22 protein-coding genes are annotated in these 21389 nt (G+C 66.8%); 12 read left to right on the forward strand and 10 right to left on the reverse strand.

Annotated elements, in window-relative coordinates:
- Nucleotides 1-55: 55 nt before the first annotated feature.
- Complete coding sequence (locus QZM67_RS21715; protein ID WP_301806571.1) at nucleotides 56-1075, forward strand: threonine/serine dehydratase; 1020 nt, start codon at nucleotides 56-58, stop codon at nucleotides 1073-1075.
- A 145-nt stretch (nucleotides 1076-1220) separates the two neighbouring features.
- On the forward strand, nucleotides 1221-1691 hold the full coding sequence (locus QZM67_RS21720; protein ID WP_301806573.1) for a DUF3574 domain-containing protein: 471 nt from the start codon (nucleotides 1221-1223) through the stop codon (nucleotides 1689-1691).
- Between the two features lie 84 nt (nucleotides 1692-1775).
- On the opposite strand, the gene QZM67_RS21725 is transcribed toward QZM67_RS21720, so the two are convergent.
- Nucleotides 1776-4289 carry a penicillin-binding protein 1A gene (locus QZM67_RS21725; protein ID WP_301806575.1) on the reverse strand — a complete coding sequence of 838 codons (2514 nt, stop codon included), beginning with the start codon at nucleotides 4287-4289 and terminating at the stop codon, nucleotides 1776-1778.
- A 443-nt stretch (nucleotides 4290-4732) separates the two neighbouring features.
- Between QZM67_RS21725 and QZM67_RS21730 the strand changes: the two genes are divergently transcribed.
- The 4 genes from QZM67_RS21730 (at nucleotide 4733) to QZM67_RS21745 (ending at nucleotide 8108) form a co-directional block, all read left to right on the forward strand.
- Nucleotides 4733-5413 carry a PspA/IM30 family protein gene (locus QZM67_RS21730; protein ID WP_011352396.1) on the forward strand — a complete coding sequence of 227 codons (681 nt, stop codon included), beginning with the start codon at nucleotides 4733-4735 and terminating at the stop codon, nucleotides 5411-5413.
- Between the two features lie 88 nt (nucleotides 5414-5501).
- A complete protein-coding gene (locus QZM67_RS21735) occupies nucleotides 5502-6665 on the forward strand; it encodes a tetratricopeptide repeat protein (protein WP_301806577.1) in 1164 nt (387 codons plus the stop codon).
- A 231-nt stretch (nucleotides 6666-6896) separates the two neighbouring features.
- Nucleotides 6897-7328, forward strand: a complete 432-nt coding sequence (gene mscL, locus QZM67_RS21740; protein WP_059233903.1) for a large conductance mechanosensitive channel protein MscL — start codon at nucleotides 6897-6899, stop codon at nucleotides 7326-7328.
- Between the two features lie 333 nt (nucleotides 7329-7661).
- Nucleotides 7662-8108 carry a hypothetical protein gene (locus QZM67_RS21745; RefSeq protein WP_027784713.1) on the forward strand — a complete coding sequence of 149 codons (447 nt, stop codon included), beginning with the start codon at nucleotides 7662-7664 and terminating at the stop codon, nucleotides 8106-8108.
- 66 nt (nucleotides 8109-8174) lie between these two features.
- Here QZM67_RS21745 and QZM67_RS21750 read toward each other — a convergent pair whose 3' ends face one another.
- Complete coding sequence (locus tag QZM67_RS21750; RefSeq protein WP_301806579.1) at nucleotides 8175-9083, reverse strand: NAD(P)-dependent oxidoreductase; 909 nt, start codon at nucleotides 9081-9083, stop codon at nucleotides 8175-8177.
- Nucleotides 9084-9218: 135 nt separating this feature from the next.
- Between QZM67_RS21750 and QZM67_RS21755 the strand changes: the two genes are divergently transcribed.
- Nucleotides 9219-9428, forward strand: a complete 210-nt coding sequence (locus QZM67_RS21755; RefSeq protein ID WP_011352399.1) for a dodecin — start codon at nucleotides 9219-9221, stop codon at nucleotides 9426-9428.
- A gap of 221 nt (nucleotides 9429-9649) precedes the next feature.
- Complete coding sequence (locus QZM67_RS21760; RefSeq protein ID WP_006490213.1) at nucleotides 9650-10579, forward strand: LysR substrate-binding domain-containing protein; 930 nt, start codon at nucleotides 9650-9652, stop codon at nucleotides 10577-10579.
- A gap of 99 nt (nucleotides 10580-10678) precedes the next feature.
- On the opposite strand, the gene QZM67_RS21765 is transcribed toward QZM67_RS21760, so the two are convergent.
- On the reverse strand, nucleotides 10679-12091 hold the full coding sequence (locus tag QZM67_RS21765) for an 8-oxoguanine deaminase (RefSeq protein WP_301806581.1): 1413 nt from the start codon (nucleotides 12089-12091) through the stop codon (nucleotides 10679-10681).
- A 512-nt stretch (nucleotides 12092-12603) separates the two neighbouring features.
- Between QZM67_RS21765 and uraH the strand changes: the two genes are divergently transcribed.
- Together uraH and QZM67_RS21775 are read left to right on the forward strand one after the other, a co-directional pair.
- A complete protein-coding gene (gene uraH, locus QZM67_RS21770) occupies nucleotides 12604-12957 on the forward strand; it encodes a hydroxyisourate hydrolase (protein WP_011352401.1) in 354 nt (117 codons plus the stop codon).
- 50 nt (nucleotides 12958-13007) lie between these two features.
- Entirely contained in the window at nucleotides 13008-14201 is a 1194-nt protein-coding gene (locus tag QZM67_RS21775) for a urate hydroxylase PuuD (RefSeq protein WP_043188007.1), read from the forward strand.
- Between the two features lie 100 nt (nucleotides 14202-14301).
- Here the strand turns inward: QZM67_RS21775 and QZM67_RS21780 are convergent, their stop codons facing one another.
- Nucleotides 14302-14712: an ACT domain-containing protein gene (locus QZM67_RS21780; RefSeq protein WP_301806583.1), complete on the reverse strand. Its 411-nt coding sequence runs from the start codon at nucleotides 14710-14712 to the stop codon at nucleotides 14302-14304.
- Between the two features lie 78 nt (nucleotides 14713-14790).
- Nucleotides 14791-15711 (reverse strand): LysR substrate-binding domain-containing protein, encoded by a 921-nt coding sequence (locus QZM67_RS21785; RefSeq protein WP_301806585.1) that lies wholly within the window; start codon nucleotides 15709-15711, stop codon nucleotides 14791-14793.
- A gap of 134 nt (nucleotides 15712-15845) precedes the next feature.
- Between QZM67_RS21785 and QZM67_RS21790 the strand changes: the two genes are divergently transcribed.
- Nucleotides 15846-16661: an aminotransferase class IV family protein gene (locus QZM67_RS21790; protein ID WP_301806588.1), complete on the forward strand. Its 816-nt coding sequence runs from the start codon at nucleotides 15846-15848 to the stop codon at nucleotides 16659-16661.
- Between the two features lie 26 nt (nucleotides 16662-16687).
- Here QZM67_RS21790 and QZM67_RS21795 read toward each other — a convergent pair whose 3' ends face one another.
- Nucleotides 16688-17092, reverse strand: a complete 405-nt coding sequence (locus QZM67_RS21795) for a RidA family protein (RefSeq protein ID WP_043187994.1) — start codon at nucleotides 17090-17092, stop codon at nucleotides 16688-16690.
- A gap of 151 nt (nucleotides 17093-17243) precedes the next feature.
- Here QZM67_RS21795 and QZM67_RS21800 point away from each other — a divergent pair, with 151 nt between their 5' ends.
- Nucleotides 17244-18209, forward strand: a complete 966-nt coding sequence (locus tag QZM67_RS21800; RefSeq protein ID WP_301806590.1) for a LysR family transcriptional regulator — start codon at nucleotides 17244-17246, stop codon at nucleotides 18207-18209.
- Between the two features lie 84 nt (nucleotides 18210-18293).
- Here QZM67_RS21800 and QZM67_RS21805 read toward each other — a convergent pair whose 3' ends face one another.
- The 4 genes from QZM67_RS21805 to puuE form a co-directional block, all read right to left on the reverse strand.
- On the reverse strand, nucleotides 18294-18806 hold the full coding sequence (locus tag QZM67_RS21805) for an ureidoglycolate lyase (protein ID WP_043187989.1): 513 nt from the start codon (nucleotides 18804-18806) through the stop codon (nucleotides 18294-18296).
- Entirely contained in the window at nucleotides 18803-19816 is a 1014-nt protein-coding gene (gene alc, locus QZM67_RS21810; protein WP_301806592.1) for an allantoicase, read from the reverse strand. The genes QZM67_RS21805 and alc overlap by 4 nt, the downstream gene beginning before the upstream one ends.
- A gap of 62 nt (nucleotides 19817-19878) precedes the next feature.
- The gene (gene uraD, locus QZM67_RS21815) at nucleotides 19879-20400 is read right to left on the reverse strand and encodes a 2-oxo-4-hydroxy-4-carboxy-5-ureidoimidazoline decarboxylase (RefSeq protein ID WP_043187984.1); all 522 of its coding nucleotides are present in this window, start codon (nucleotides 20398-20400) and stop codon (nucleotides 19879-19881) included.
- Nucleotides 20397-21350, reverse strand: coding sequence for an allantoinase PuuE (puuE, locus tag QZM67_RS21820; protein WP_301806594.1), 954 nt, complete (start codon nucleotides 21348-21350; stop codon nucleotides 20397-20399). Before puuE ends, uraD begins: the two co-directional genes overlap by 4 nt.
- Nucleotides 21351-21389 lie beyond the last annotated feature (39 nt).

Here is a 21389-nt window from a genome sequence, read left to right on the forward strand (position 1 = left end):
TCCCGCCACGCCGGCCCGCGTGTGCGGGCCGGCCCACTCCGCCACCCGCCACGTCATGTCGACTGAACGCCAGGGCACCGCCCATACGACGATCGACGGCGAGCCGATCCCGACGCTCGACGAAATCGCCGCGCAGCATTTCGCACTGTCGCCCTGGGTCGCGCGCACGCCCGTGTTCGAACGCGCCGACCTGCCGTCCCTCGAGGGCACGCACGTCAACTTCAAGTTCGAGTTGCTGCAGGCCAGCGGCAGCTTCAAGGCGCGCGGCGCCTTCACGCACCTGCTCGCGCTCGACGAGGCGCGCAAGAACGCCGGCGTCACCTGCGTGTCGGCCGGCAATCACGCGGCGGCCGTCGCGTATGCGGCGATGCGGCTCGGCAGCAGCGCCAAGGTCGTGATGTTTCATACCGCGAGCCCGGCACGCATCGCGCAGTGCAAGCAGTACCGCGCGGAAGTCGTGCTGGCCGGCAGCGCATCGCAGGCGTTCGACCTCGTCCGGCGAATCGAGGCCGAGGAAGGCCGCTTCTTCATCCATCCGTTCAACGGCTATCACACGATCCTCGGTACCGCGACGCTCGGCTACGAATGGGCGACGCAGACGCCCGACCTCGACGCGGTGATCGTGCCGATCGGCGGCGGCGGGCTCGCGGCCGGCATGGCGACCGCGCTGCGGCTCGCGAATCCGCGCGTGCACGTATACGGCGTCGAGCCGGAAGGCGCCGACGCGATGAGCCGCAGCTTCGCGGCGAATCACACGATCAAGATGAGCGCGATGCAGACGATCGCCGATTCGCTGATGGCGCCGCATACCGAGGAATACAGCTACCAGCTGTGCCGGCGCCACGTCGACCGCATCGTCACCGTGTCCGACGACGCGCTGCGTGCCGCGATGCTATTCCTGTTCTCGCACCTGAAACTGTCGGTTGAACCGGCGTGCGCGGCCGCGCTGGCCGCACTGCTCGGGCCGCTGCGCGAAACGCTGCAGGGCAAGCGCGTCGGCGTGCTGCTATCCGGCACCAATACCGACCCCGGCACACTCGGCATGCATCTCGCTCACGCGAAATTGCAACACTGACCCCGCATCGGGCACTTGCGGGTAAACCCAGGGTTATCCCCAGATTATGTTGACAGCCCTGTTGATAACCCGCCGGACAAGCACGCAAGTGGTTGAGCGCGCAGCGTTTTGCGCGCGCGGAGGTCGATCGTCACGAAATGGGCAGATGCGACCGTCGGCCGCATGCGCCGCGACCGGGTGGCGCCGCGCGGCGCCGGTGATCGGCAGTGTCGCGATCGCGCTGCTCGCCGGTTGCGCGGCACCGTCCTCGCCCGTCGACGGCGCGCCGTTGGCCTGCGCGCAGCCAAGCGAGCACCGCATGCTGCAGGCCGACCTGCTGTTCGGGCGCGACATCGCCGCGCGCGGCCCCGTCACCGATGCGGAACGGGCGACGTTCCTCGCCGACACGGTCACGCCGCGGTTCCCCGACGGCCTCACCTACTGGGACACGCACGGCCAGTGGCGCAACCGCGCAAGCGGCGGAATCACCCGCGAAGACAGCTTCGTGATCCGTATCATCGCCGACGATACGCCCGACACGCGCGCGCGGCTCGCCGCAATCCGGCAAGCGTACGTGGTGCGCTTCCGGCAGCAATCGGTCGGCATCACGCTCGTGCCGGTCTGCGCGGCGTTCTGACGACCCTTCTCTCTGCCGAAAATCCGCGTAAAAAAAACGGGCGCCCGAAGGCGCCCGTCGCATGCCGGAACCGCGGCGTGCCGCTTACTTGTTCTCGAACATGTCCATGATCTGCTGCTTCTCCTGCGGAGTGACGGGCGGCGGTGCGAGCCCTGCGGCACCGGCCGAGCCGAGTGCGTCGTTCGCGCTGATCGAATTCTCGGCCGGGTTGATGTCGACGTTCGCGACGAAGCCGTTGCCCGGCGTGCGATCGGCGTAGTACAGCTCGCCGTCGATCGAGGTCAGGCCGTCCGGGACCGGCATCTGCTGCTCGGGTACGCCGTTCAGCGCGGTGCGCATGTAGTTCACCCAGATCGGCAACGCGAGCTGCGCACCGAATTCGCGGCTGCCGAGGCTCTTCGGCTGGTCGAAGCCCATCCACGCGACCGCGACGAGCGATTGCTGGTAGCCGGCGAACCAGCCGTCCTTCGCGTCGTTCGTCGTACCGGTCTTGCCCTGCAGGTCGCTGCGGCCCAGTGCGTTGGTGCCCGCGCCCGTGCCGGCCGTCGCGACCGAATGCAGCAGGCTGTTCATCATGTACGCGTTGCGGCCTTCGATCGTGCGCGGCGCCGTGCTGCCGGCGAGCACCGGCTGCGACTTCTGCAGCGGCTGGCCGCGTGCGTCGTCGACTTCGGCGATCAGGTACGGATCGACCTTGTAGCCGCCGTTCGCGAACACCGCATAGCCGGTCGCGAGCTGCAGCGGCGTCACGAGGCCCGCGCCGAGCGCCATCGGCAGGTACGGCGGCGTCTTCGCCGGATCGAAGCCGAAGCGCTGCGTCACGTACTGCTGCGCGTACTGCGTGCCGATCGACGCGAGGATCCGGATCGACACGAGGTTCTTCGAGCGCTGCAGGCCGGTGCGCATCGTCATCGGGCCGTCCGGCTGGTCGTCGTCCTTCGGCTCCCATGCGGTGCCACCCGGCACGCTCGGCGGGAAGTACAGCGGCGCGTCGTTGATCATCGTCGCCGGCCCCATGCCCTTGTCGAGCGACGCCGAGTAGATGAACGGCTTGAACGACGAGCCCGGCTGGCGCCACGCCTGCGTCACGTGGTTGAACTTGCTCTTGTTGAAGTCGAAGCCGCCGACGAGCGAGCGGATCGCGCCGTCCTGCGGCGCAATCGCGACGAGCGCGCCTTCGACCTGCGGCAGCTGCACCACCTGCCAGCCCGTCTTGCCGTCCTTCAGCACGCGCACGACCGAGCCCGGCTTGATGCGCAGCGTGTCGTTCGCGCGGGGACCGAGCGCGACCGCGACGAAGCGCAGCCCGGCCGGGCCGATCGTCGTGGTCGCACCGCCGACGAACTGCACCTCGACCGCGCCCGGCGACGCCGACAGCACGACCGCCGACTGCAGGTCGCCGTTGTCCGGGTGATCGGCGAGCGCGTCGTCGATCGCCTCGTCGCGGTCGTCGCCGGCCGCGGGCAACTTGATCGACGCTTCCGGCCCGCGATAGCCGTGGCGGCGCTCGTAGTCGAGAATGCCGCGACGCACGGCCTGGTACGCGGCTTCCTGGTCGGACGAGTTGATCGTCGTCGTGACGGTCAGCCCGCGCGTATAGGTTTCATCCTTGTACTGCTGGTACATCATCTGCCGCACCATCTCGGCGACGTACTCGCCGTGCACCGCATACTGGTTGCCCGGCGTGCGCACGTGGATCTCTTCCTTCACGGCCTCGTCGTACTGCGGCTGCGTGATGTAGCCGACTTCGAGCATGCGCTTCAGGATGTATTCCTGGCGCACCTTCGCCCGCTTCGGATTGACGACCGGGTTATACGCGGACGGCGCCTTCGGCAGCCCCGCGAGCATCGCCGCTTCCGCGAGCGTGATGTCCTTCAGGTCCTTGCCGAAGTACACGCGCGCGGCGGCCGCGAAGCCGTACGAGCGCTGGCCGAGATAGATCTGGTTCATGTACAGCTCGAGGATCTGGTCCTTCGTCAGGGCCTTCTCGATCTTGTACGCGAGCAGCATTTCGTAAATCTTGCGCGTGTAGGTCTTCTCGCTCGACAGGAAGAAGTTGCGCGCGACCTGCATCGTGATCGTGCTCGCGCCCTGGCGCGCGCCGCCGTGCATCAGGTCGGCGACACCCGCGCGCAGGATGCCGACGAAGTCGACACCGCCGTGTTCGTAGAAGCGGTAGTCCTCGATCGCGAGCACCGCCTTCTTCATCACGTCCGGAATCTCCTGGAAGCGCACGAGGCTGCGGCGCTCCTCGCCGAACTCGCCGATCAGCACGTGATCGGCCGTAAACACGCGCAGCGGCACCTTCGGCTGGTAGTTGGTCAGCGCATCGAGCGACGGCAGTTGCGGCGCCATCACGACCAGCGCGTAGCCGACGATCAGCGCGCCGACGATCGCGGCGATCGCGAACAGCCCGGCGAACCACAGCATGACGCGCGAGCCGAATCCGCGGCGGCGGCCCCCGCCGCCGCGCTGGGTGCGGCGATCGTCGTCGCGGTCATCCTCATCGGGGTAATAGGCTCCGGACGGCGAACGGCGCAGCGTGTAGTGGGGTTCGTTCCTGTCGGAAGAAGAAGGCGGTCGTTTGATAATTGGCATGTCGGAATGGCGGGCGGTCGTGGCGCCCTCGGACGCATGCGGAAATGCAGGCGAATGAATCAGAGCAGAGACATCGTGATGCGGCTGTCACGTCGACAGACCCCGCCGCGCGGCGATCCGTTCCCGCGACGTGACAGCGCATTTTAATGAAATCGACCGGGTGGCTTCGCGATTTTTTGTAAAAATTCCCGCAATGCCGTGATTTAAGGAACGTATTGTCGGCATCCTCTGCCTATCATGGACACGCAATATGGCGCGCACAGTCGATTTTCTTTCAATCGCGAAAGGTTCGACATCCTGATGCGCAAGCCGCTTGAACTCGCGCGTTTAAGCCGTATTTAAGTGAACCGGTGGTGTAATATCCGCCGGCTCATGCGGGTCGGAACCGGCTCGCAACGGGCACTGCCGCGGTCACGCGGCGCCTTTCAACCACGGAGGATTTCATGTCGCTTTTCGACTCTGTTTCGCGCACGATCAAAGGCCTGCTGAACGATGCGGCCGATTCGGTACAGGATCCGTCGCGCGACGCACGGCAGATCGTGCGGGAGCTCGACGACAGCATCGGCCGTGCCGAGAATTCGCTGATCGAAATCGAAGCACAGGTCGCGACCCAGCGCAGCAAGCGCGATGCGGCCGACGACAAGGTGAAGAAGTACGAGGACGGCGCGAAGCGCGCGCTGCAGTCCGGCGATGAAGCACTCGCACGCGAGGCACTCGGCGCACAGTCCAACGCGGAAGCCGAGCGTGACGCGCTCGCGGCCGAACTGTCGACGCTCGAGCCGTCGGTCGACAAGCTGAAGGGGCAGATCGCCGACATGCGCCAGCGCCGCAACGACCTGAATGCGCGCTCGAACATCCTGCAGGCCAAGCAGGAAATTGCGCAGGCGAAGGACGTCGCGGCCAGCGCCCTGGGCGGCATCGGCGGCAAGAACCTGTCCGAGGACTTCCAGAAGCTCGAGGACAAGGTCGCGCTGCAGAACGCACGCTCGGACGCGCGCCTGAATTCGGCCGACACGTCGAGCGGCAAGGCGCTCGACGACAAGCTCGCCGCGCTGAACAAGGGCCCGTCGGTCGAGGATCGCCTCGCCGCGCTGAAGAAGCAGCTCGACACGCCCGCGCAGTAACGGCCACTGCGGGCAACCGCGCCGCCGCCCGCCCCGGGCGCGGCGCGAACCGATCGTCAGGAGACGGGCGCCTGCGCCCGGTTCGACCATGAAGAAATCTCTCGCCGCACTCGGCCTGTCGCTGATGTTGCTGTCGTCCGCCGCATTTGCGGTCCCGTCGCTGCAGCAGGTCGAGCAATCGATCGCGCAACGCAACTGGCAGCAAGCCGACACGCAGCTGTCGCAAGTCATCGACGCCCATCCGAACAACGCGCACGCGCGCTACCTGTATGCGCAGGTGCTGGACCGCGAAGGCCGCGCGTCCGACGCACTCACGCAACTGCAACGCGCGAAGTCGCTCGATCCGCAGCTCAAGTTCACCGACGCGTCGCGCTTCGCGCAGACGGAGTCGCGCATCCGCGCCGACGCCGCGCGCGTGAGCGGCAACGTGCCGTCGGCCACGCAGGCCGGCACGCTGCAATCGTCGCTCGCGCCCGCCGTCGCGCCGGCCGAGAAACACGGCCCGTCGACCGGCATGTGGATCGGCCTCGGGCTGATCGTCGCGGTGATCGCGCTGGTGCTGCGCTGGACGCTGCGGCGCGCACGCACGGCCGACGACAGCCGCGCCGACGACGAACGCCGCACGCAGCTCAAGCGTGCCACCGACGTGCTGAACGACATCCGCCCGCTGAAACTCGACGCGAAGCTGTCGACGGCGCCCGGCGCCGCGGCGCTCACGGGCGAACTCGAAGCGATCGAGACCGACGCGCGCACGCTCGTCGAAACGCTGTCGAACGGCAAGAATCCGGTGCCGCCCTATCGCGTCGATGAACTCGAACAGCGCCATGCGAGCGTGAAGGCACGCGTCGAAGGCCGTCACGATCCGGCCGCGCAACCCGCGGCACCGGTGAACGGCAGCGGCTCCGTGTATGCGCAGGAAGCCGATCGCATGACGGGCGCGCAAGGCCAGCCGTATCCGCAGCAGCCCTACCCGCAACAGCAACCGCCGGTGGTGATCCAGCAAGGCGGCGGCGGTTTCGGCGGCGGCATGGGCGGGCTGCTGACCGGCGTATTGCTCGGCGAAGCGATGTCGGGTGGCCGCGAGCGCGTGGTCGAACGCGACGTGATCGTCGACGGCGAGCGCCGTCGGCAGGAGAACGATCCGGGCTTCGACCTCGGCCGCGGCGACAGTTCGAACTGGAGCGACGGCAACGGCGGCGGCGGCATGGATCTCGGCAGCAACGACGACGGCTGGACCGACGACAACACCTGACGCTACGCAGTGCGTCGACGTACCCGCGACGCGCTGCCACGCACGCCACGCTCCCCTGCATGCCGGCCGCGCCGACGCGCGGATTTGTCAATCATTTCAAGATGGACTACCGGCAATGGGGAGCGTTCGCTATCATGCGGCCATCGGCGTGCCACCGACCCTCTTTCGACGCTCTGCATCCCTGCGCGTCGCGGCACGCCTCCCGTCGCCCCAACCAGGAGAAAGCCGCTCATGAGCATCATCAAGGAATTCAAGGAGTTCGCCGTCAAGGGCAACGTCATGGATCTCGCCGTCGGCGTGATCATCGGCGGCGCGTTCTCGAAGATCGTCGACTCGGTCGTGAAAGACCTCATCATGCCGGTCATCGGCGTGCTGACCGGTGGTCTGGATTTCTCGAACAAGTTCGTTCTGCTCGGCACCATCCCTCCGACATTCAAGGGTAATCCCGATTCGTTCAAGGACCTGCAGGCCGCGGGTGTCGCCGCGTTCGGCTACGGCTCGTTCATCACCGTGGCGATCAATTTCGTCATCCTCGCGTTCATCATTTTCCTGATGGTGAAATTCATCAACAAGCTGCGCAAGCCGGACGAAGCCGCGCCGGCCGCGACGCCGGAAGACACCGTGCTGCTGCGCGAGATCCGCGATTCGCTGAAGCAGCGCTGATCGCCGCGCGCCCCGCCTGCCAGGCCCGCCCCGTGCGGGCCTTTTTGTTGCGTGCGCGATGCACCGCCGCATGCGGCCTATCTCACTTTTTTGTGACGGGCGAATGCACGCGCGGGGAAAGCAGGTCTATGATGGAGACTAAACGACAGTACGGGCGCCAAGACGCTGGCTGTGTCGATCATGGCGAGCAGGTCGACGGGAGACATTGATCGTCGTACTGCACGAAGGCAGCATTTTCGTGTGCTATAAAGGATCGACATGCGGCGTACATAGCCGGGAGTGGGTCGCATGAAAGTGCCGCATTTCTTGCAATTGTTTTTGAGGCGAGTGTTTATGTCCTTCCCGAAAAAACGTCGGCGTGCCCAGCAGGATGGCCAGGAGTCATTCCTCGCGGTATTGCGCCACTCGAAACCGTTTGCCCAGCTCGACACCAAGATTGCCCGCGCCCGTGCGCAGGACGAACCCGTCCTGTACGCGCATGTGCTGCCCGGTCTCGACGTGCTCCTGTGCAGCGTGCGCGGTGCCCAGCCGCCCTATCCCGCCATTGCCGAGCTGCGCAAGCGCTGCATCGAATCGATCGCCAACGCGCTCGAGCAGCCGCTGGACGGCCTCGAGAACGGCGGATATTGGTACGAAGCAAACGGCTTCGGCTTCCTCGTGTTTGCCAGCCGTGCGCGTGCGCGCATCCTGCCCGAGTTTGGTGCAGGCACGAAAGCGAGCCTGCGCGGCGGGCTCGGCCGCCAGAACGCCGGCGACACGACACCTCGCTCCCTCGGCTGATCCGCCTGCCATTCGATGGGCCGCCTCCGGGCGGCCCATCTGCCATTCACGCGCCCCGCTTGCCCGTCACGACACCTGCTGACGCCCGTTGCCGGGCCGCACGATGTCGATGAACGCGGCGAAATCGGCGCCGGCGAGCCCTTGCGCGGCGCCGAGCCGCAACACCTGCTGCACGGTGGCCGACACGGGCATCACCGCGCCCGTGTCGCGCGCCGCGTCGGCAATTGCATCGACGTCCTTCTGGAATGTGCTGAGCGCGCCGATCGGCGGATGGCCGCCCCGCGCCTGCCCGCCCGAGGTCATGCGCGGCACGAACGTCTGCAGCAGCACCGAATCGGCCCAGCCACCCGCGAGCGCTTCGGCGAGTCGCGCGGCATCGATGCCGCTCGCCTGCGCGAGACCGACGGCCTCGGCGATCGCGGTCACCGTCGCGGTGACGATCGCCTGGTTGCACAGCTTCGCCGTCTGCCCCGCGCCCGCGTCGCCCATGTGCGTGATGCGCGACGCATACGTGTCGATCAGCGGCCGCACCGCGTCGAGATCGGCCGCGCGACCGCCGGCCATCACCGCGAGCGTGCCGGCCTGCGCGCCGGGCACGCCGCCCGATACCGGCGCATCGACCCAGCCGACGCCGAGCGCGGCCGCGCGCGCCGCGTAATCACGCGTGGCGGCGGGCGGAATGCTCGAATGATCGACGATGCGCTGCAGGCGACGCGTAGCGGCGTCGCCGGAGAGCAGCCCGTGCTCGCCGAACACGACGTCGCCCACCGCGCGGCCGTCGAGCACGCACACGCATACCGTCTCGACGCGCTCCGCCAGTTCGCGCGGTGTGCCGACCACCTGCGCGCCGTCCTTCACGAGCGCCTCGGCCTTGTCGCGCGAGCGATTCCACACGCTGACCCGATGCCCGGCCGCCAGCAAATGCCGAATCATCGGCGCGCCCATCAATCCCGGTCCGCAAAATCCGACTTCCACGATGTTCCTCGTCTCCGATATGGGTTGAACTTGCCGCCCATCATACCTATCACTCAAGAAGCCGGGCACGCGCGGCGCCGCTTCGGGACCACGGCTTGCACCGGCCATCCATACCGATATCCCAGGGAGCGCATCATGAGCGACCACGTGTACAAGATGATCGAGCTGACCGGTTCGTCAAAGCAATCGAGCGACGACGCCATCCGCAACGCGATCTCGAAAGCCGGCAAGACGCTGCACAACCTGCACTGGTTCCAGGTGACCGAAACACGCGGCCACATCGAAGGCGACCAGGTCGTTCACTGGCAGGTCACGCTGAAGGTCGGCATGCGCATCGACGACTGACGCGCACGCCGCATCACACGCCGCGCCGCGATCCGGATCCGCGCAACACGGGTCCAGGCGGCGCCGCGCGCTTCGCCTCGCACCCCGTTCGGGCCCCTCGTCGCGGCCCGGCCGGCGGGCGTCTGCGGGTATCCATCCCTTGACGCTGGGCCAGCTTCATATTAAAAACGATATACCCCCCTGCCCCCTCGATCAGCCCAGACATATAAAACGGAGATATCATGAGTCAGCAACGCGAGGCGATCGACACGTACCTCTTGCGCGTCTTGCACACCTTGTTGATGGAGCGCAGCGTCACGCGCGCGGCCGTCAAACTGAACCAGTCGCAACCGGCGATCAGCGCCGCGCTGCGGCGCCTGCGCGACATCACCGGCGATCCGCTGCTGGTGCGCGGCAAATCCGGCATGGTGCCGACCGAATACGGGCTGCGTCTGCTCGAGCCCGTGCAGAACGCGCTGCGTGAAATCGAGCGCATCAAGTTCCAGCAGCACAACTTCGACCCGGCCACGTCGATCCGCTGCTACCGGATCGGCTGCCCCGACTACCTGAACGTGCTGTTCGTGCCGACCGTGGTCGAGCGTTTCCGGCAGGCCGCGCCGAACGCGACGCTCGAATTCCACTCGCTCGGCCCCGCGTTCGACTATGAGCTCGCGCTGGAAGACGGCAAGCTCGACATCGTCGTCGGCAACTGGCCCGAACCGCCCGAGCAGCTGCACCTGTCGAACCTGTTCGTCGACGAAATCGTCTGCCTGATGAGCAACACGCACCCGTTCGCAAAGCGCGGCGGGCTCACGCTCGATCAGTACCTGAACGCACCGCATCTCGCGCCGACGCCGTACTCGGTCGGCCAGCGCGGCGCGATCGACGTGCATCTCGCGCGCGAACGGCTCAAGCGCCACGTGGTCGTCACGCTGCCGTACTTCAACCTTGCACCTTACGTGCTCGTGAAGTCCGACCTGATCTTCACGACGACGCGCCTGTTCGCCGATCACTACGCGAAGTTTCTGCCGCTGTCGGTCGTGCCGGCACCGCTCGACTTCCCGCCGATGCAGTACTACCAGCTGTGGCACGAACGCTGCCACTACTCCGACGAAGTGCGCTGGCTGCGCAGCCTCGTCGCCGAAGCCACCCGCACGCTGATCGAGCCGTAACGGCACGCACCGACCGCGCCGTCCCGGCGCGGCGCGGCGCAGCGAATGCTGGCGGCACGCCCGGCGGCAAGGCAGCCGCCGGACGGCTTCAGTCTTCCCTCAGCGCGATGCCTCGACCAGTGCCTGCGCGAGCGCGTTGTGACGCGCGATGACGGGCGGCAGGTCGAGCGTCGCCAGCCGCCCCTCCCGCACCACCACCTTCCCGTTCACCACCGTGTACGCCGTCTGCGACGGCGCGCAGAACACGAGCGCCGCGACCGGATCGTGCAGCGCACCCGCGAACAGCGGCTGGCGCAGGTCGAACGCGGCGAAGTCGGCGGCCATGCCGGGCTTCAACGCGCCGATATCGTCGCGGTTCAGTACCTTCGCGCCGCCGAGCGTCGCGATCTCGAGCGCTTCGCGCGCGGTCATCGCATCGGGTCCGAAACCGACCCGTTGCAGCAGCAGCGCCTGCCGCACTTCCGCGACCATCTGCGCGCCGTCGTTCGACGCGGAGCCGTCGACGCCGAGGCCGACCGGCACGCCCGCGAGACGCATCTTCTTCACCGGCGCGATACCCGACGCAAGCCGCATGTTCGAGCACGGACAGTGCGCGACACCCGTGCCGGTGCGCGCGAACAGGCTGATGCCCGCGTCGTCGAGCTGCACGCAGTGCGCATGCCACACGTCGTGGCCGACCCAGCCGAGGTCTTCCGCATATTCGGCCGGCGTCATCCCGAACTTCTCGCGGCTGTACGCGATGTCGTTGACGTTCTCCGCGAGGTGCGTGTGCAGCGACACGCCGTATTCGCGCGCGAGCACGGCCGCGTCGCGCATCAGGTCGCGGCTCACCGAAAACGGCGAGCACGGCGCGACGACCACGCGCAGCATCGCGTACCGGCCTTCGTCGTGATAGGTCTCGATCAGGCGCTGCGTGTCGCGCAGGATGTCGGGCTCGCGCTCGACGACCGAATCGGGCGGCAGCCCGCCGTCGCGCTGGCCGACGCTCATCGCGCCGCGGCTCGCGTGAAAACGCATGCCGATCCGCTGCGCGGCGCCGATGCTGTCGTCGAGGCGGCTGCCGTTCGGGTAGATGTACAGATGATCGCTCGACGTCGTGCAGCCCGACTGCAGCAGCTCGGCCATCGCGGTGAGCGTCGACACCTCGATCATCTCGGGTGTCAGGTGCGCCCAGATCTTGTACAGGTTCGTGAGCCAGCCGAACAGCTCGGCGTTCTGCGCGGCCGGCACCGCGCGCGTGAGGCTCTGGTACATGTGATGGTGCGTGTTCACCAGCCCCGGGATCACCAGGTGGCCACGCAGGTCGAGCACTTCGTCGGCCGTGTCGGGCAGCTCGGCGGTCGGGCCGACCGCGACGATCCGGTTGTCTTCGATATAGAGCCCCGCGTCGCGCAGTTCGCGGCGTGTGTCGTCCATGGTCACGAGCACATCGGCGTGCCTGACCAGCAGGGTTTTCGGGCGGGATGAGGAGGTGTTCTGCGCGCGTGCGCCAGCGTGCTGCTCGAGGTTCATGCGTTCTCCGCGTCGGTCTGCTTCCAGGGGCTGATCCTGGAGGCGGTCACACAGCCGTTCGAACGCTGAGTCGCGGCACGCTCCGGTGCCTGCGTCCGTTCGAACGCCCTGGCCCGGTTACCCGGCGTGCTCGCCGTCTTCGGGGTACGCGCGGGCCATAAGGCCGACGCGCACGGCGGGAGGATCGCCCAAGCGCGCGCCGCACACAATGCGCGATCCGGAATACCGCGTTTCACGGTTTCGATATGGTACGCCGCGCAACGCCCCGCCGGAGGCCCGAAACGCCCGCCGAAAGCCGTATCCGGCGTGCCGTCGACAGCCGCTCATGCGCGGCGCATTATCTTTGATATCGCGCCCGTATTTGCGCGGGGAACCTTTTTACAATGCCTGCACGGCGCTCGCTTCAATCTCGCCGACGGGTATGTAGCCACGTGACGTGGAGCCTCGATCCGCCGCACAGTCAATGGATCGAGTCGCCGCCGAACCTCGCATTCACACAAGGACAATTGCGAATGGGAAAGCTCACTACCCACGTACTCGATACGGCGCACGGCCGTCCCGGCGCTGCAATCAAGGTGGACCTCTACGCGCTGGACGGCGAATCGCGCCGCGCGATCAAGACCGTGCTGACCAATAGCGACGGCCGCTGCGACGAACCCCTGCTCGAAGGCGCCGCGCTCGCCGCCGGCGAATACGAACTCGTGTTCCATGCCGGCGACTACTTCGCGTCGCTCGGCGTGAAGGTGCCCGAACCCCGTTTCGTCGATCGCGTCGTGCTCCGCTTCGGCATCGCCGACACCGGCTCGCACTACCACGTGCCGCTGCTCGTGTCGCCGTGGTCGTACAGCACCTATCGCGGCAGCTGACATCGCATCAGCGCCCACATCAAGACAAAATCTGAGTCTGGAGGAGTTTCATGGAAGGCTTCATCACCGACTGGCTGAACCTCGCGCTGCGATGGCTGCACGTCATCGTCGCCATCGCGTGGATCGGCGAGTCGTTCTATTTCGTCGCGCTCGACAACAGCCTGAAACCGCCGACCGACCCGAACCAGCGCAAGCGCGGTGTGTTCGGCGAGCTGTGGCACGTCCACGGCGGCGGTTTCTACAACATGCAGAAGTACACGGTCGCTCCGCCGGAAATGCCGGATGACCTGCACTGGTCGAAGTGGCCGTCGTACACGACCTGGCTGTCGGGCTTCTCGCTGTTCTTCGTGCTGTACCTGCTCGCGCCGAACACGTACCTGATCGACAAGAGCGTGCTCGACATGGGCCCGGTGGTCGCCGTCGCCTCCGCACTCGGCTTCCTCGCGGCCGGCTGGATCGTCTACGACTCGCTGTGCCGCATCCTCGGCACCAACGACCGCGTGCTCGGCATCTGCGTAGGCATCTACGTGGTCGCCGCCGCCTACCTCGCGTGCCACATCTTCGCAGGCCGTGCCGCGTACCTGATCGTCGGTGCAATGCTCGCGACGATCATGTCGGCGAACGTGTTCTTCGTGATCATCCCCGGCCAGCGCAAGATGGTCGACAAGATGCTCAAGGGCGAAGAGCCGAACCCGATCTACGGCAAGCGCGGCAAGCAGCGCTCGGTGCACAACACGTACTTCACGCTGCCGGTGGTGTTCGCGATGCTGTCGAACCACTATGCGATGACCTACACGAACAAGTTCAACTGGGTCGTGCTCGTGATGATCATGCTGGCCGGCGCGCTGATTCGCCAGTTCTTCGTGATGCGTCACCGCGGCAAGCAGCTGTGGTACCTGCCGATCGGCGGCGTCGCACTGCTGTCGGCCGCGCTGGTCTGGACGATGCCGAAGCCGGTCGCGCCGGAAGCGCAAGCTGCCAACGCGCCGAAGATCGTGATCGCCGACATCATGCCGGTTCTGCAGCAACGCTGTGTGGAATGCCACTCGGCAAAGCCGACGCTGATGGGCAGCGCCCCCGCGGGCGTGATGTTCGACACGCCGGACGAAGTGTCGAAGAACGCGCAGCGTATCTACGAACAGGCCGTGCGCCTGAAGGCGATGCCGATCGGCAACGTCACGCACATGACCGACGACGAGCGGACCAAGCTCGCCGCCTGGTTCGAGGGTGGCGCAAACAAGTAAGCCGCCGTGCGCCGGGTGTTGGTTACGGCGCAATCCTCTCCGTTCGCGGGCCCGGTAACGGGCCCGCTTTTTTTTGCGTGCGCCGGATGCCGTTCGCGCGTCAGCTGTGCATCGCGTCGCGCTGGAGCGCGACCAGCGCATCGAGCGCACGCGGGCCGTCGTCGAACGGCACGAAGATGTGATCGTGGTAGGCCGCCGCCATCACGTTGCAACTGATGCCGGCTGCGCCGAGTGCACGTGCGAACGCCGCCGTGAGGCCGACGGCCGCGAGGTCGGAATGCACGGTCAGCGTGATCCAGGCCGCACGGAACAGCACCGGCCAGCCGTGGCGCGCGGCCGCCTCCTCGTCGACGACGACCGTCAGCCCTTCCGCTTCTCGGAACGTTGCAATTGCTTCGGATAACGATACGTTTGCATCGGGCGGCAGCGATGCGAACGCGAACGCGCCCGGATGCAGTTCGGGCTGCATCGTGCTCAGCAGGATCGCGAGGTCGTTTTCAGGTTGGCTCATCGGAGGAATAAGCCCGGAGTCGGGCATCGTGCGGTGGCGATGCGGGCACGATAGCACGCGCTGCCACCATCACCATCGCTACGCGCGCATCGTCGCGACTTCATCCGCGAGCCAGTCGCGCAACGCGACGATGCGCGGATCGTCCTGCGTGCGCTCCGGATACACGACGTGATACGCAAGTCCGGGCGCCACCTCGACATTCACGTCGAACAACTGCACGACGCGCCCTTCCGCGAGATCGCGCGCAATCATGTGCGGCTCTGCAAGACCGACCGCCGTGCCGTCCGTCACGGCCTGCACGACGTGGTTCGAATCCGGAAACGAGATGCACCGGCTGTCGTCGAAACCGTCGACGCCCGCGGCAGCCATCCAGGCCGACCAGCGCGGCCAGGTCACGCCGTCGACTTCGCAATCGACGTGGCAAAGCGTGTGGCGCAGCAGATCGCGCGGCTTGCGCAACGGCGGCGCGGACGACAACAGCGCCGGGCTGCAGACCGCGACGACCGACGTATCGAACAGGCGCCGCGCGCACGTGTCGCGATAACGCCCGGTGCCGAAGCGGATCGCAACGTCGACGTCGTCGTCTTCGAAATCGCGCAACCGGTCGGTGATGTCGAACGACAGCTCGAACGCCGGATGCGCGGCCCTGAAACGCGGCAGGTGCGGCAGCAGCCAGTGCGTCGCGAAGCGCGCACCGACCGACACGCGCAGCTCCGTCTGCTCCCGCGCGATGCGTCGTGCCCGCACGGTCGCACGCTGAAGCCCCGCCAGCGCATCGGCTGCCGCAGCAGCCAGCACGACACCGGCCAGTGTCAGCCGGATGCTACGGCTCGTGCGGACGAACAGCTCCATCTCGAGCTGCGCCTCCATTTCCTTGATCTGGTGACTGACGGCCGCCGGCGTCAGTCCGACCTCGTCGGCCGCCCGCGAGAAATTCAGGTGCCGCGCCGCCGCATCGAACGTCCTCAGCGCGCGCGTACCGGGCCACATGCGTTCCATCGATCTTCAAACCGGATTTGATGATCGTTCCAAAACTACTCGTTTTTCAAGCACCCATCAATCGGCAAACAATAAGCTTTCTTGAAAATGTGGCGAGCCCCCCACCGCTCGCGACCGAACCCGGAGATCCATCGATGACCGTTGCCCCGTTCCCGTCCGTCGTCCAGCTCAACGGCGTTGCCGCCACCCCGGACGCGCTCGCCGCGCTCGCGTTCGCCGGCCATGCGCATTTCACCGCGATGCAGGTGCGCGACGGCCGCGTGCGCGGCCTCGACCTGCATCTCGCGCGGCTGCGCGATGCGTCGAACGCGCTGTTCGGCCAGGCGCTGCCCGACGACCGGATTCGCACGCTCCTGCGCGCCGCGCTCGATCGCGCGCCGGCTGCGCTGTCGCTGACGGCGACCGTGCATGCGACGACGGGCGAATTCGTCGCGCCGCGCGACGACGAAGCGCTCGACGTGCTGGTCCGCACCGCCGCGCCGTCGTCGGGTCCGGCGGGCCCGCTCGATCTTGCGCCGTTCGAACACGAGCGCGTGCTGCCGGACATCAAGCACGTCGGCGAAGTCGCGAAAACACACTTCCTGCGCCGCGCGATCGCGCAGGGTTTCGACGATGCGGCCTTCGTCGATCGCCACGGGCGCGTCAGCGAAGGCTCGATCTGGAATCTGGCGTTCTGGACCGGCGATGCGGTCGTGTGGCCGGTGGCCGGCATGCTCGGCGGCGTCACGATGGGGATCCTGCGCCGGCAACTGGCACGCCTGGGCGTCGCGCAGCACGATCGCGAACTGACGCCGGCCGACCTGCCGTCGCTGGCCGGCGCCGTCGTGATGAATTCGTGGACGCCCGGGATCGCCGTGCGCCGGTTCGGCACGGCGACGCTACCCGACTCATCGTCGTTCGTCGCGCTGCTGCATCGCGCGTACGAACAGGAGCCGCCCGTCACACCGTGACGCGCAGGCCCTGGGTTGGGCACGGCTCACCCGTCGACCGTCTCCGGCAGCCGCGCGATCGCCTTGATTTCGAACTGGAAGCCATACAGCCAGGTCACGCCGACGGCGGTCAGCGTCGGATGCGGCGCGTCGCCCCAGTATTCGGGGACGATCTCCCAGATCCGCTCGAACGTCGCTTCGGGATCGACGAGGAACACCGTCACGTCGACGACGTCGTCGAACGTGCAGCCGGCCGCGCGCAGCACCGCATTCAGGTTGTCGAACGCGCGGCGGACCTGCGCGCCCAGTTCCGGCTCGGGCGAGCCATCCTCGCGGCTGCCGACCTGCCCGGACACGAACAGGAAGCCGTTCGAGCGCAGCGCCGGAGAATAGCGGTTGCGGTCGTACAGCGCCTGGCGACCGGGCGGGAAAACCACGCTACGCTTTACCATCCAATACCTCCTTCGGTTTGTGGGGCGCAACCGCCCCGGCATCAACGATGAAGGCACTTTAAGGATCGTTGCCCGGCGAATAAACCGGCAACCCTGTCCAACACTGTTTGCACGTCCCAAACAATTCCGACCGACGCGGAGCCGTAACCCGATGGATCGATTCGACGCAATGCAGGCGTTCGCCCGCGTAGTGGAAGCCGGCAGTTTCACGAAGGCGGCGGACACGCTGCACATGAGCCGCACCACCGTCACGCAACTCGTGCAGCAGCTCGAAGCACGGCTGCGCGTGAAGCTGTTCAACCGCACGACGCGCAAGGTCGTCGTCACCGCGGACGGCGCCGCGTACTACGACCGTGTCGTGCGGCTGCTGGCCGACATGGACGATGCCGAAACGAGCCTGTCCGCAGCCTCCGCGTCGCCCCGCGGGCGACTGCGCGTGGACGTGCCGAGCCCGTTCGCGCGCCTGATCCTGATCCCCGCGCTGCCCGCGTTCCATGCGCGTTATCCGGACCTCCAGCTCGACATGGGCGTGAGCGACCGCGTGGTGGACGTAATCGGCGAAAACGTCGACTGCGTCGTGCGCGGCGGCGAGCCTACCGACCGCGCGCTGGTCGCGCGCCGTGTCGGCGACCTGCGGCTCGGCGTGTACGCGTCGCCGGCCTATCTCGCCCGCGCCGGCACGCCGACGCATCCGGACGAGCTGGAGGACACGCATCACCGGATCGTCGGTTTTCTGTGGGCACGCACCGGCAAGGCGTTGCCGTTCGAGATGGCATGCGACGGCGAGCAGGTCACGGTGCGCGGACGCTACGTGCTCGCGGTCGACGACGGCAACGCGTACCTCGAGGCCGGTCTCGCCGGGCTGGGCATTCTGTGGCTGCCCGACTACATGGCCGGCGCGCATCGCGCCCGCGGCGAACTGGTGCCGCTGTTCGAGCGATGGCAGCTCGAACCGATGCCGATGTACGTCGCGTTTCCGCCGAACCGGCACGTCAGCGCGAAGTTGCGCGTCTTTATCGACTGGGTCGCCGAGCTGATGGCGCAGCATGCGCCGGTCGCGAACCGGCGCCGCGGCGGCCACGGTTCGCGCGACACGCGCAAAACCGCGGCGACCTGAATCGCGAGAAAGCGACCGGACATAAAAAACCCGCGCCAATTGCGCGGGTTTCGACAGGCAGTCAGTCGCGAATACGCGAGCGACTCAGGCAGTCAGCGCGTGCAGCGCCTCGTCGGTGAGCCACAGCGATTCCTGCAGGTCCTGCTCGTTCAGGTTCAGGCCGTCGCCGCCGCGATCCACGACGATGAAGTCGCTGACGCCACCGAGCGCGATCAGCGGGTGATGCCACACGCCCTTCGCATAGTTGACGCCCTGCCACCCGCTCGTCACGAACGCGCGGATCTTCGCCGGATCGAGATCGCCCGCGGGCGCCACGACGACGAGATACGGCTGGTCGTTCAGCGGCACGAACGCCTGGCTGCCGAGCGGGTGCCGTTCGAGCATCTTCACTTCGAACGGCAGCGTGCGCGGCTGGCCGCGGAACAGGTTGACGAGCGTGCGGCCGTCTTCATCGGTCACGTCGACTTTCGCGAGATCGTGAAAGCGGATCGTGGTGCCGAGGTTGATCGGGATCTGCTTCGCGCCTTCCGTTTCGATCACGTCGCCGAACGGCGCGAATGCTTCCTTGGTCAGCGGTTCGATGGCAAGCGTCTTCATTTGTCGAGCGTCCCCCACAGACGCAGGCGCGACACGCCGCCGTCCGGAATGATGTTGAGTCGCACGTGCGTGACGGGGCCGAGCGACGCGATGTCGTGTTCGAAGTAATGCTGCTTGTCCATTTGCAGCTTCTGTTCGCCGAGCAGCACGGGCCAGAACATCGACTGCGTGATCAGCGAGCTGTCCGTGCCGCCCGACACGTACGCGGCCTGGATCGAGCAGCGGTCCGGATAGTTGCCCTTGAAGAACGCGGTATCGACTTCGATCTTGCGGATCACGCCCGGCTGCGCGAGCGCGATGATCGCCCAGTCGTTGCCCGGTTCGCGGCGGCGGCGGGTTTCCCAGCCGTCGCCCATGTTCACGCCGCGGCCCGGCAGCAGCAGGTTCGACGCGACGCCGAAGTGCTGGTTGTTCGCGGCCACCACGTAACCGCCGTTTTCCATCGCTGCGAGATCGAACTGCTCGGTCGCGCTCGCGCCGGCCCAGTCGAGTTGCGGCTGGCCGTACACGCGCAGGCGTGCAATGCCGCCATCCGGGTAGATGTTCACGCGCAGGTGCGTGAACGCACGCGCGTCGCTCGCTTCGACATAGTGATGGCTGTTGCCCTGCAGCGTCGTCGACGGCACGACCTCGACCCACTCGGTCGCATGCGTCGGCGCGCCGTCGGCCACGAACGCGGCCTCGATCGACGCGGCCGGCGGGAAGTTGCCGGTGAAGTGGCTCGTGTCGATGTCGAAGCCCTTGATCACGCCCGGGCGCGCGAGCTTGACGATGCACCAGTCGTAGCCCGTCGTGCGCTTGCGGCGCGTTTCCCAGCCGTCCATCCACTTGCCGTGGTCGTCGTACTTGCCGGGGATGAAGACGGCCGGCTCGGGGTTCAGCATCCGATCCTTCGGCGCGAAGAAATCGTCGCTGGCTTCGAGCGCCTGCGCACCGAGACGCGGGTCGGCAAGATTCACGTAGCGCCGCGTGAAGTCGGGGGCGTTGGGATCGAGAAGCGGAACAGCCATGATGTTTCCTTGTTTCAGTGATGCGATCAGGCCGCTGCGACGCAGCAGGCCGTATAGCGGTGTCAGGCGTCAATCAGGTCGTCGAGGCGGAAGCGCGCGATCCGGTAGATCTGGTCGAGGCTCGCACGCAGTTCCTCGGTGCGCGAATGATTCACGCGCGACTCGAAGTTCGCGATGATGCCGTGCCGGTCATAGCCGCGCACCGCGAGGATGAACGGGAAGCCGAACTTCTCGCGATACGTGCGGTTCAGCGTCAGCAGCTTGTCGAACTCTTCCTGCGTGCACTGGTCGAGGCCCGCGCCGCTCTGCTCGCGCGTCGACTCGGCCGTCAACTCGCCACGCACGGCGGCCTTGCCGGCCAGTTCCGGGTGAGCGTTGATCAGCGCGAGCTGGCGCACTTCGCCGCCCGTTTCCACCGCGCCCGACATCGTCTTGTGCAGTGCGTCGATGCTCGCAAACGGCCGCTCGCCCGCAGCGACTTCGGCCACCCACGGCGAATGTTCGAAAATCCCCGACAGCGCCGCGACAAATGCGCTCGGCGCCATCGTGTTCAGTTGATCCAACGTGTAGCGCATCGCCTTCATGCTTTCCCTTCGTTTCGATGATTGGGCTGATACGGATGATGTTCACGCCAGTGACGCGCGATATCGACACGGCGCGTCACCCATACGCGATCGTGCTTCTCGATGTGATCGAGGAAACGCTGCAGCCCGCGGAACCGGCCCGGCCGGCCGAGCAACCGGCAGTGCATGCCGATCGACAGCATCTTCGGCGCTTCGTCGCCCTCCGCGTACAGCACGTCGAACGCGTCGCGCAGGTAGTCGAAGAAGTGATCGCCGGTGTTGAAGCCCTGCGGCGTCGCAAAGCGCATGTCGTTCGTATCCAGCGTGTACGGCACGATCAGTTGCGGCGACTTCTTGCCGCCCGACATGTCGACGTCCATCCAGAACGGCAGGTCGTCGCCGTAGTTGTCGGAGTCGTACAGGAAGCCGCCGTATTCGGCGACGAGGCGGTGCGTATTGGGGCTGTCGCGGCCGGTGTACCAGCCGAGCGGGCGCTCGCCCGTCACGCGCTCGATCGCTTCCATCCCGAGGCGCATATGCTCGGCCTCGAGCTCCGGCGTCATGCTCTGGTAGTGGATCCAGCGCCAGCCGTGGCACGCGATTTCATGGCCCAGCTCGACGAACGCGCGCGCGAGCTCCGGATGGCGTTCGATCGCCATGCCGACGCCGAATACCGTCAGCGGCATCCCGCGCTTCTCGAATTCGCGCAGGATGCGCCATACGCCGGCCCGCGAACCGTATTCGTAGATCGACTCCATGCTCATGTGGCGGTCGGGATATGCGGCCGCGCCGACGATTTCGGACAGGAATTGCTCGGAGCCCGGATCGCCGTGCAGCACGCAGTTCTCGCCGCCCTCCTCGTAGTTCAGCACGAATTGCACAGCGACGCGGGCGCGCCCCGGCCAGTTCGCCTGAACGGGATGGCGGCCGTAGCCGATCAGGTCGCGAGGATAGTTGGGATCGAGTGACATGGTTCGAAGTGCGGCGAAAGCTCGCTGAAATAATGGGTT

This window comes from Burkholderia sp. AU45251 (genome assembly GCF_030482905.1).
Classification (GTDB): Bacteria; Pseudomonadota; Gammaproteobacteria; order Burkholderiales; family Burkholderiaceae; genus Burkholderia; species Burkholderia aenigmatica.

Coding starts and splice junctions, on each gene's coding strand:
- QZM67_RS21715 (WP_301806571.1), top strand. CDS start 56: ATGTCGACTGAACGCCAGGGCACCGCCCATACGACGATCGACGGCGAG.
- QZM67_RS21720 (WP_301806573.1), top strand. CDS start 1,221: ATGCGACCGTCGGCCGCATGCGCCGCGACCGGGTGGCGCCGCGCGGCG.
- QZM67_RS21725 (WP_301806575.1), bottom strand. CDS start 4,289: ATGCCAATTATCAAACGACCGCCTTCTTCTTCCGACAGGAACGAACCC.
- QZM67_RS21730 (WP_011352396.1), top strand. CDS start 4,733: ATGTCGCTTTTCGACTCTGTTTCGCGCACGATCAAAGGCCTGCTGAAC.
- QZM67_RS21735 (WP_301806577.1), top strand. CDS start 5,502: ATGAAGAAATCTCTCGCCGCACTCGGCCTGTCGCTGATGTTGCTGTCG.
- mscL (WP_059233903.1), top strand. CDS start 6,897: ATGAGCATCATCAAGGAATTCAAGGAGTTCGCCGTCAAGGGCAACGTC.
- QZM67_RS21745 (WP_027784713.1), top strand. CDS start 7,662: ATGTCCTTCCCGAAAAAACGTCGGCGTGCCCAGCAGGATGGCCAGGAG.
- QZM67_RS21755 (WP_011352399.1), top strand. CDS start 9,219: ATGAGCGACCACGTGTACAAGATGATCGAGCTGACCGGTTCGTCAAAG.
- QZM67_RS21760 (WP_006490213.1), top strand. CDS start 9,650: ATGAGTCAGCAACGCGAGGCGATCGACACGTACCTCTTGCGCGTCTTG.
- QZM67_RS21765 (WP_301806581.1), bottom strand. CDS start 12,091: ATGAACCTCGAGCAGCACGCTGGCGCACGCGCGCAGAACACCTCCTCA.
- uraH (WP_011352401.1), top strand. CDS start 12,604: ATGGGAAAGCTCACTACCCACGTACTCGATACGGCGCACGGCCGTCCC.
- QZM67_RS21775 (WP_043188007.1), top strand. CDS start 13,008: ATGGAAGGCTTCATCACCGACTGGCTGAACCTCGCGCTGCGATGGCTG.
- QZM67_RS21780 (WP_301806583.1), bottom strand. CDS start 14,712: ATGAGCCAACCTGAAAACGACCTCGCGATCCTGCTGAGCACGATGCAG.
- QZM67_RS21785 (WP_301806585.1), bottom strand. CDS start 15,711: ATGGAACGCATGTGGCCCGGTACGCGCGCGCTGAGGACGTTCGATGCG.
- QZM67_RS21790 (WP_301806588.1), top strand. CDS start 15,846: ATGACCGTTGCCCCGTTCCCGTCCGTCGTCCAGCTCAACGGCGTTGCC.
- QZM67_RS21795 (WP_043187994.1), bottom strand. CDS start 17,092: ATGGTAAAGCGTAGCGTGGTTTTCCCGCCCGGTCGCCAGGCGCTGTAC.
- QZM67_RS21800 (WP_301806590.1), top strand. CDS start 17,244: ATGGATCGATTCGACGCAATGCAGGCGTTCGCCCGCGTAGTGGAAGCC.
- QZM67_RS21805 (WP_043187989.1), bottom strand. CDS start 18,806: ATGAAGACGCTTGCCATCGAACCGCTGACCAAGGAAGCATTCGCGCCG.
- alc (WP_301806592.1), bottom strand. CDS start 19,816: ATGGCTGTTCCGCTTCTCGATCCCAACGCCCCCGACTTCACGCGGCGC.
- uraD (WP_043187984.1), bottom strand. CDS start 20,400: ATGAAGGCGATGCGCTACACGTTGGATCAACTGAACACGATGGCGCCG.
- puuE (WP_301806594.1), bottom strand. CDS start 21,350: ATGTCACTCGATCCCAACTATCCTCGCGACCTGATCGGCTACGGCCGC.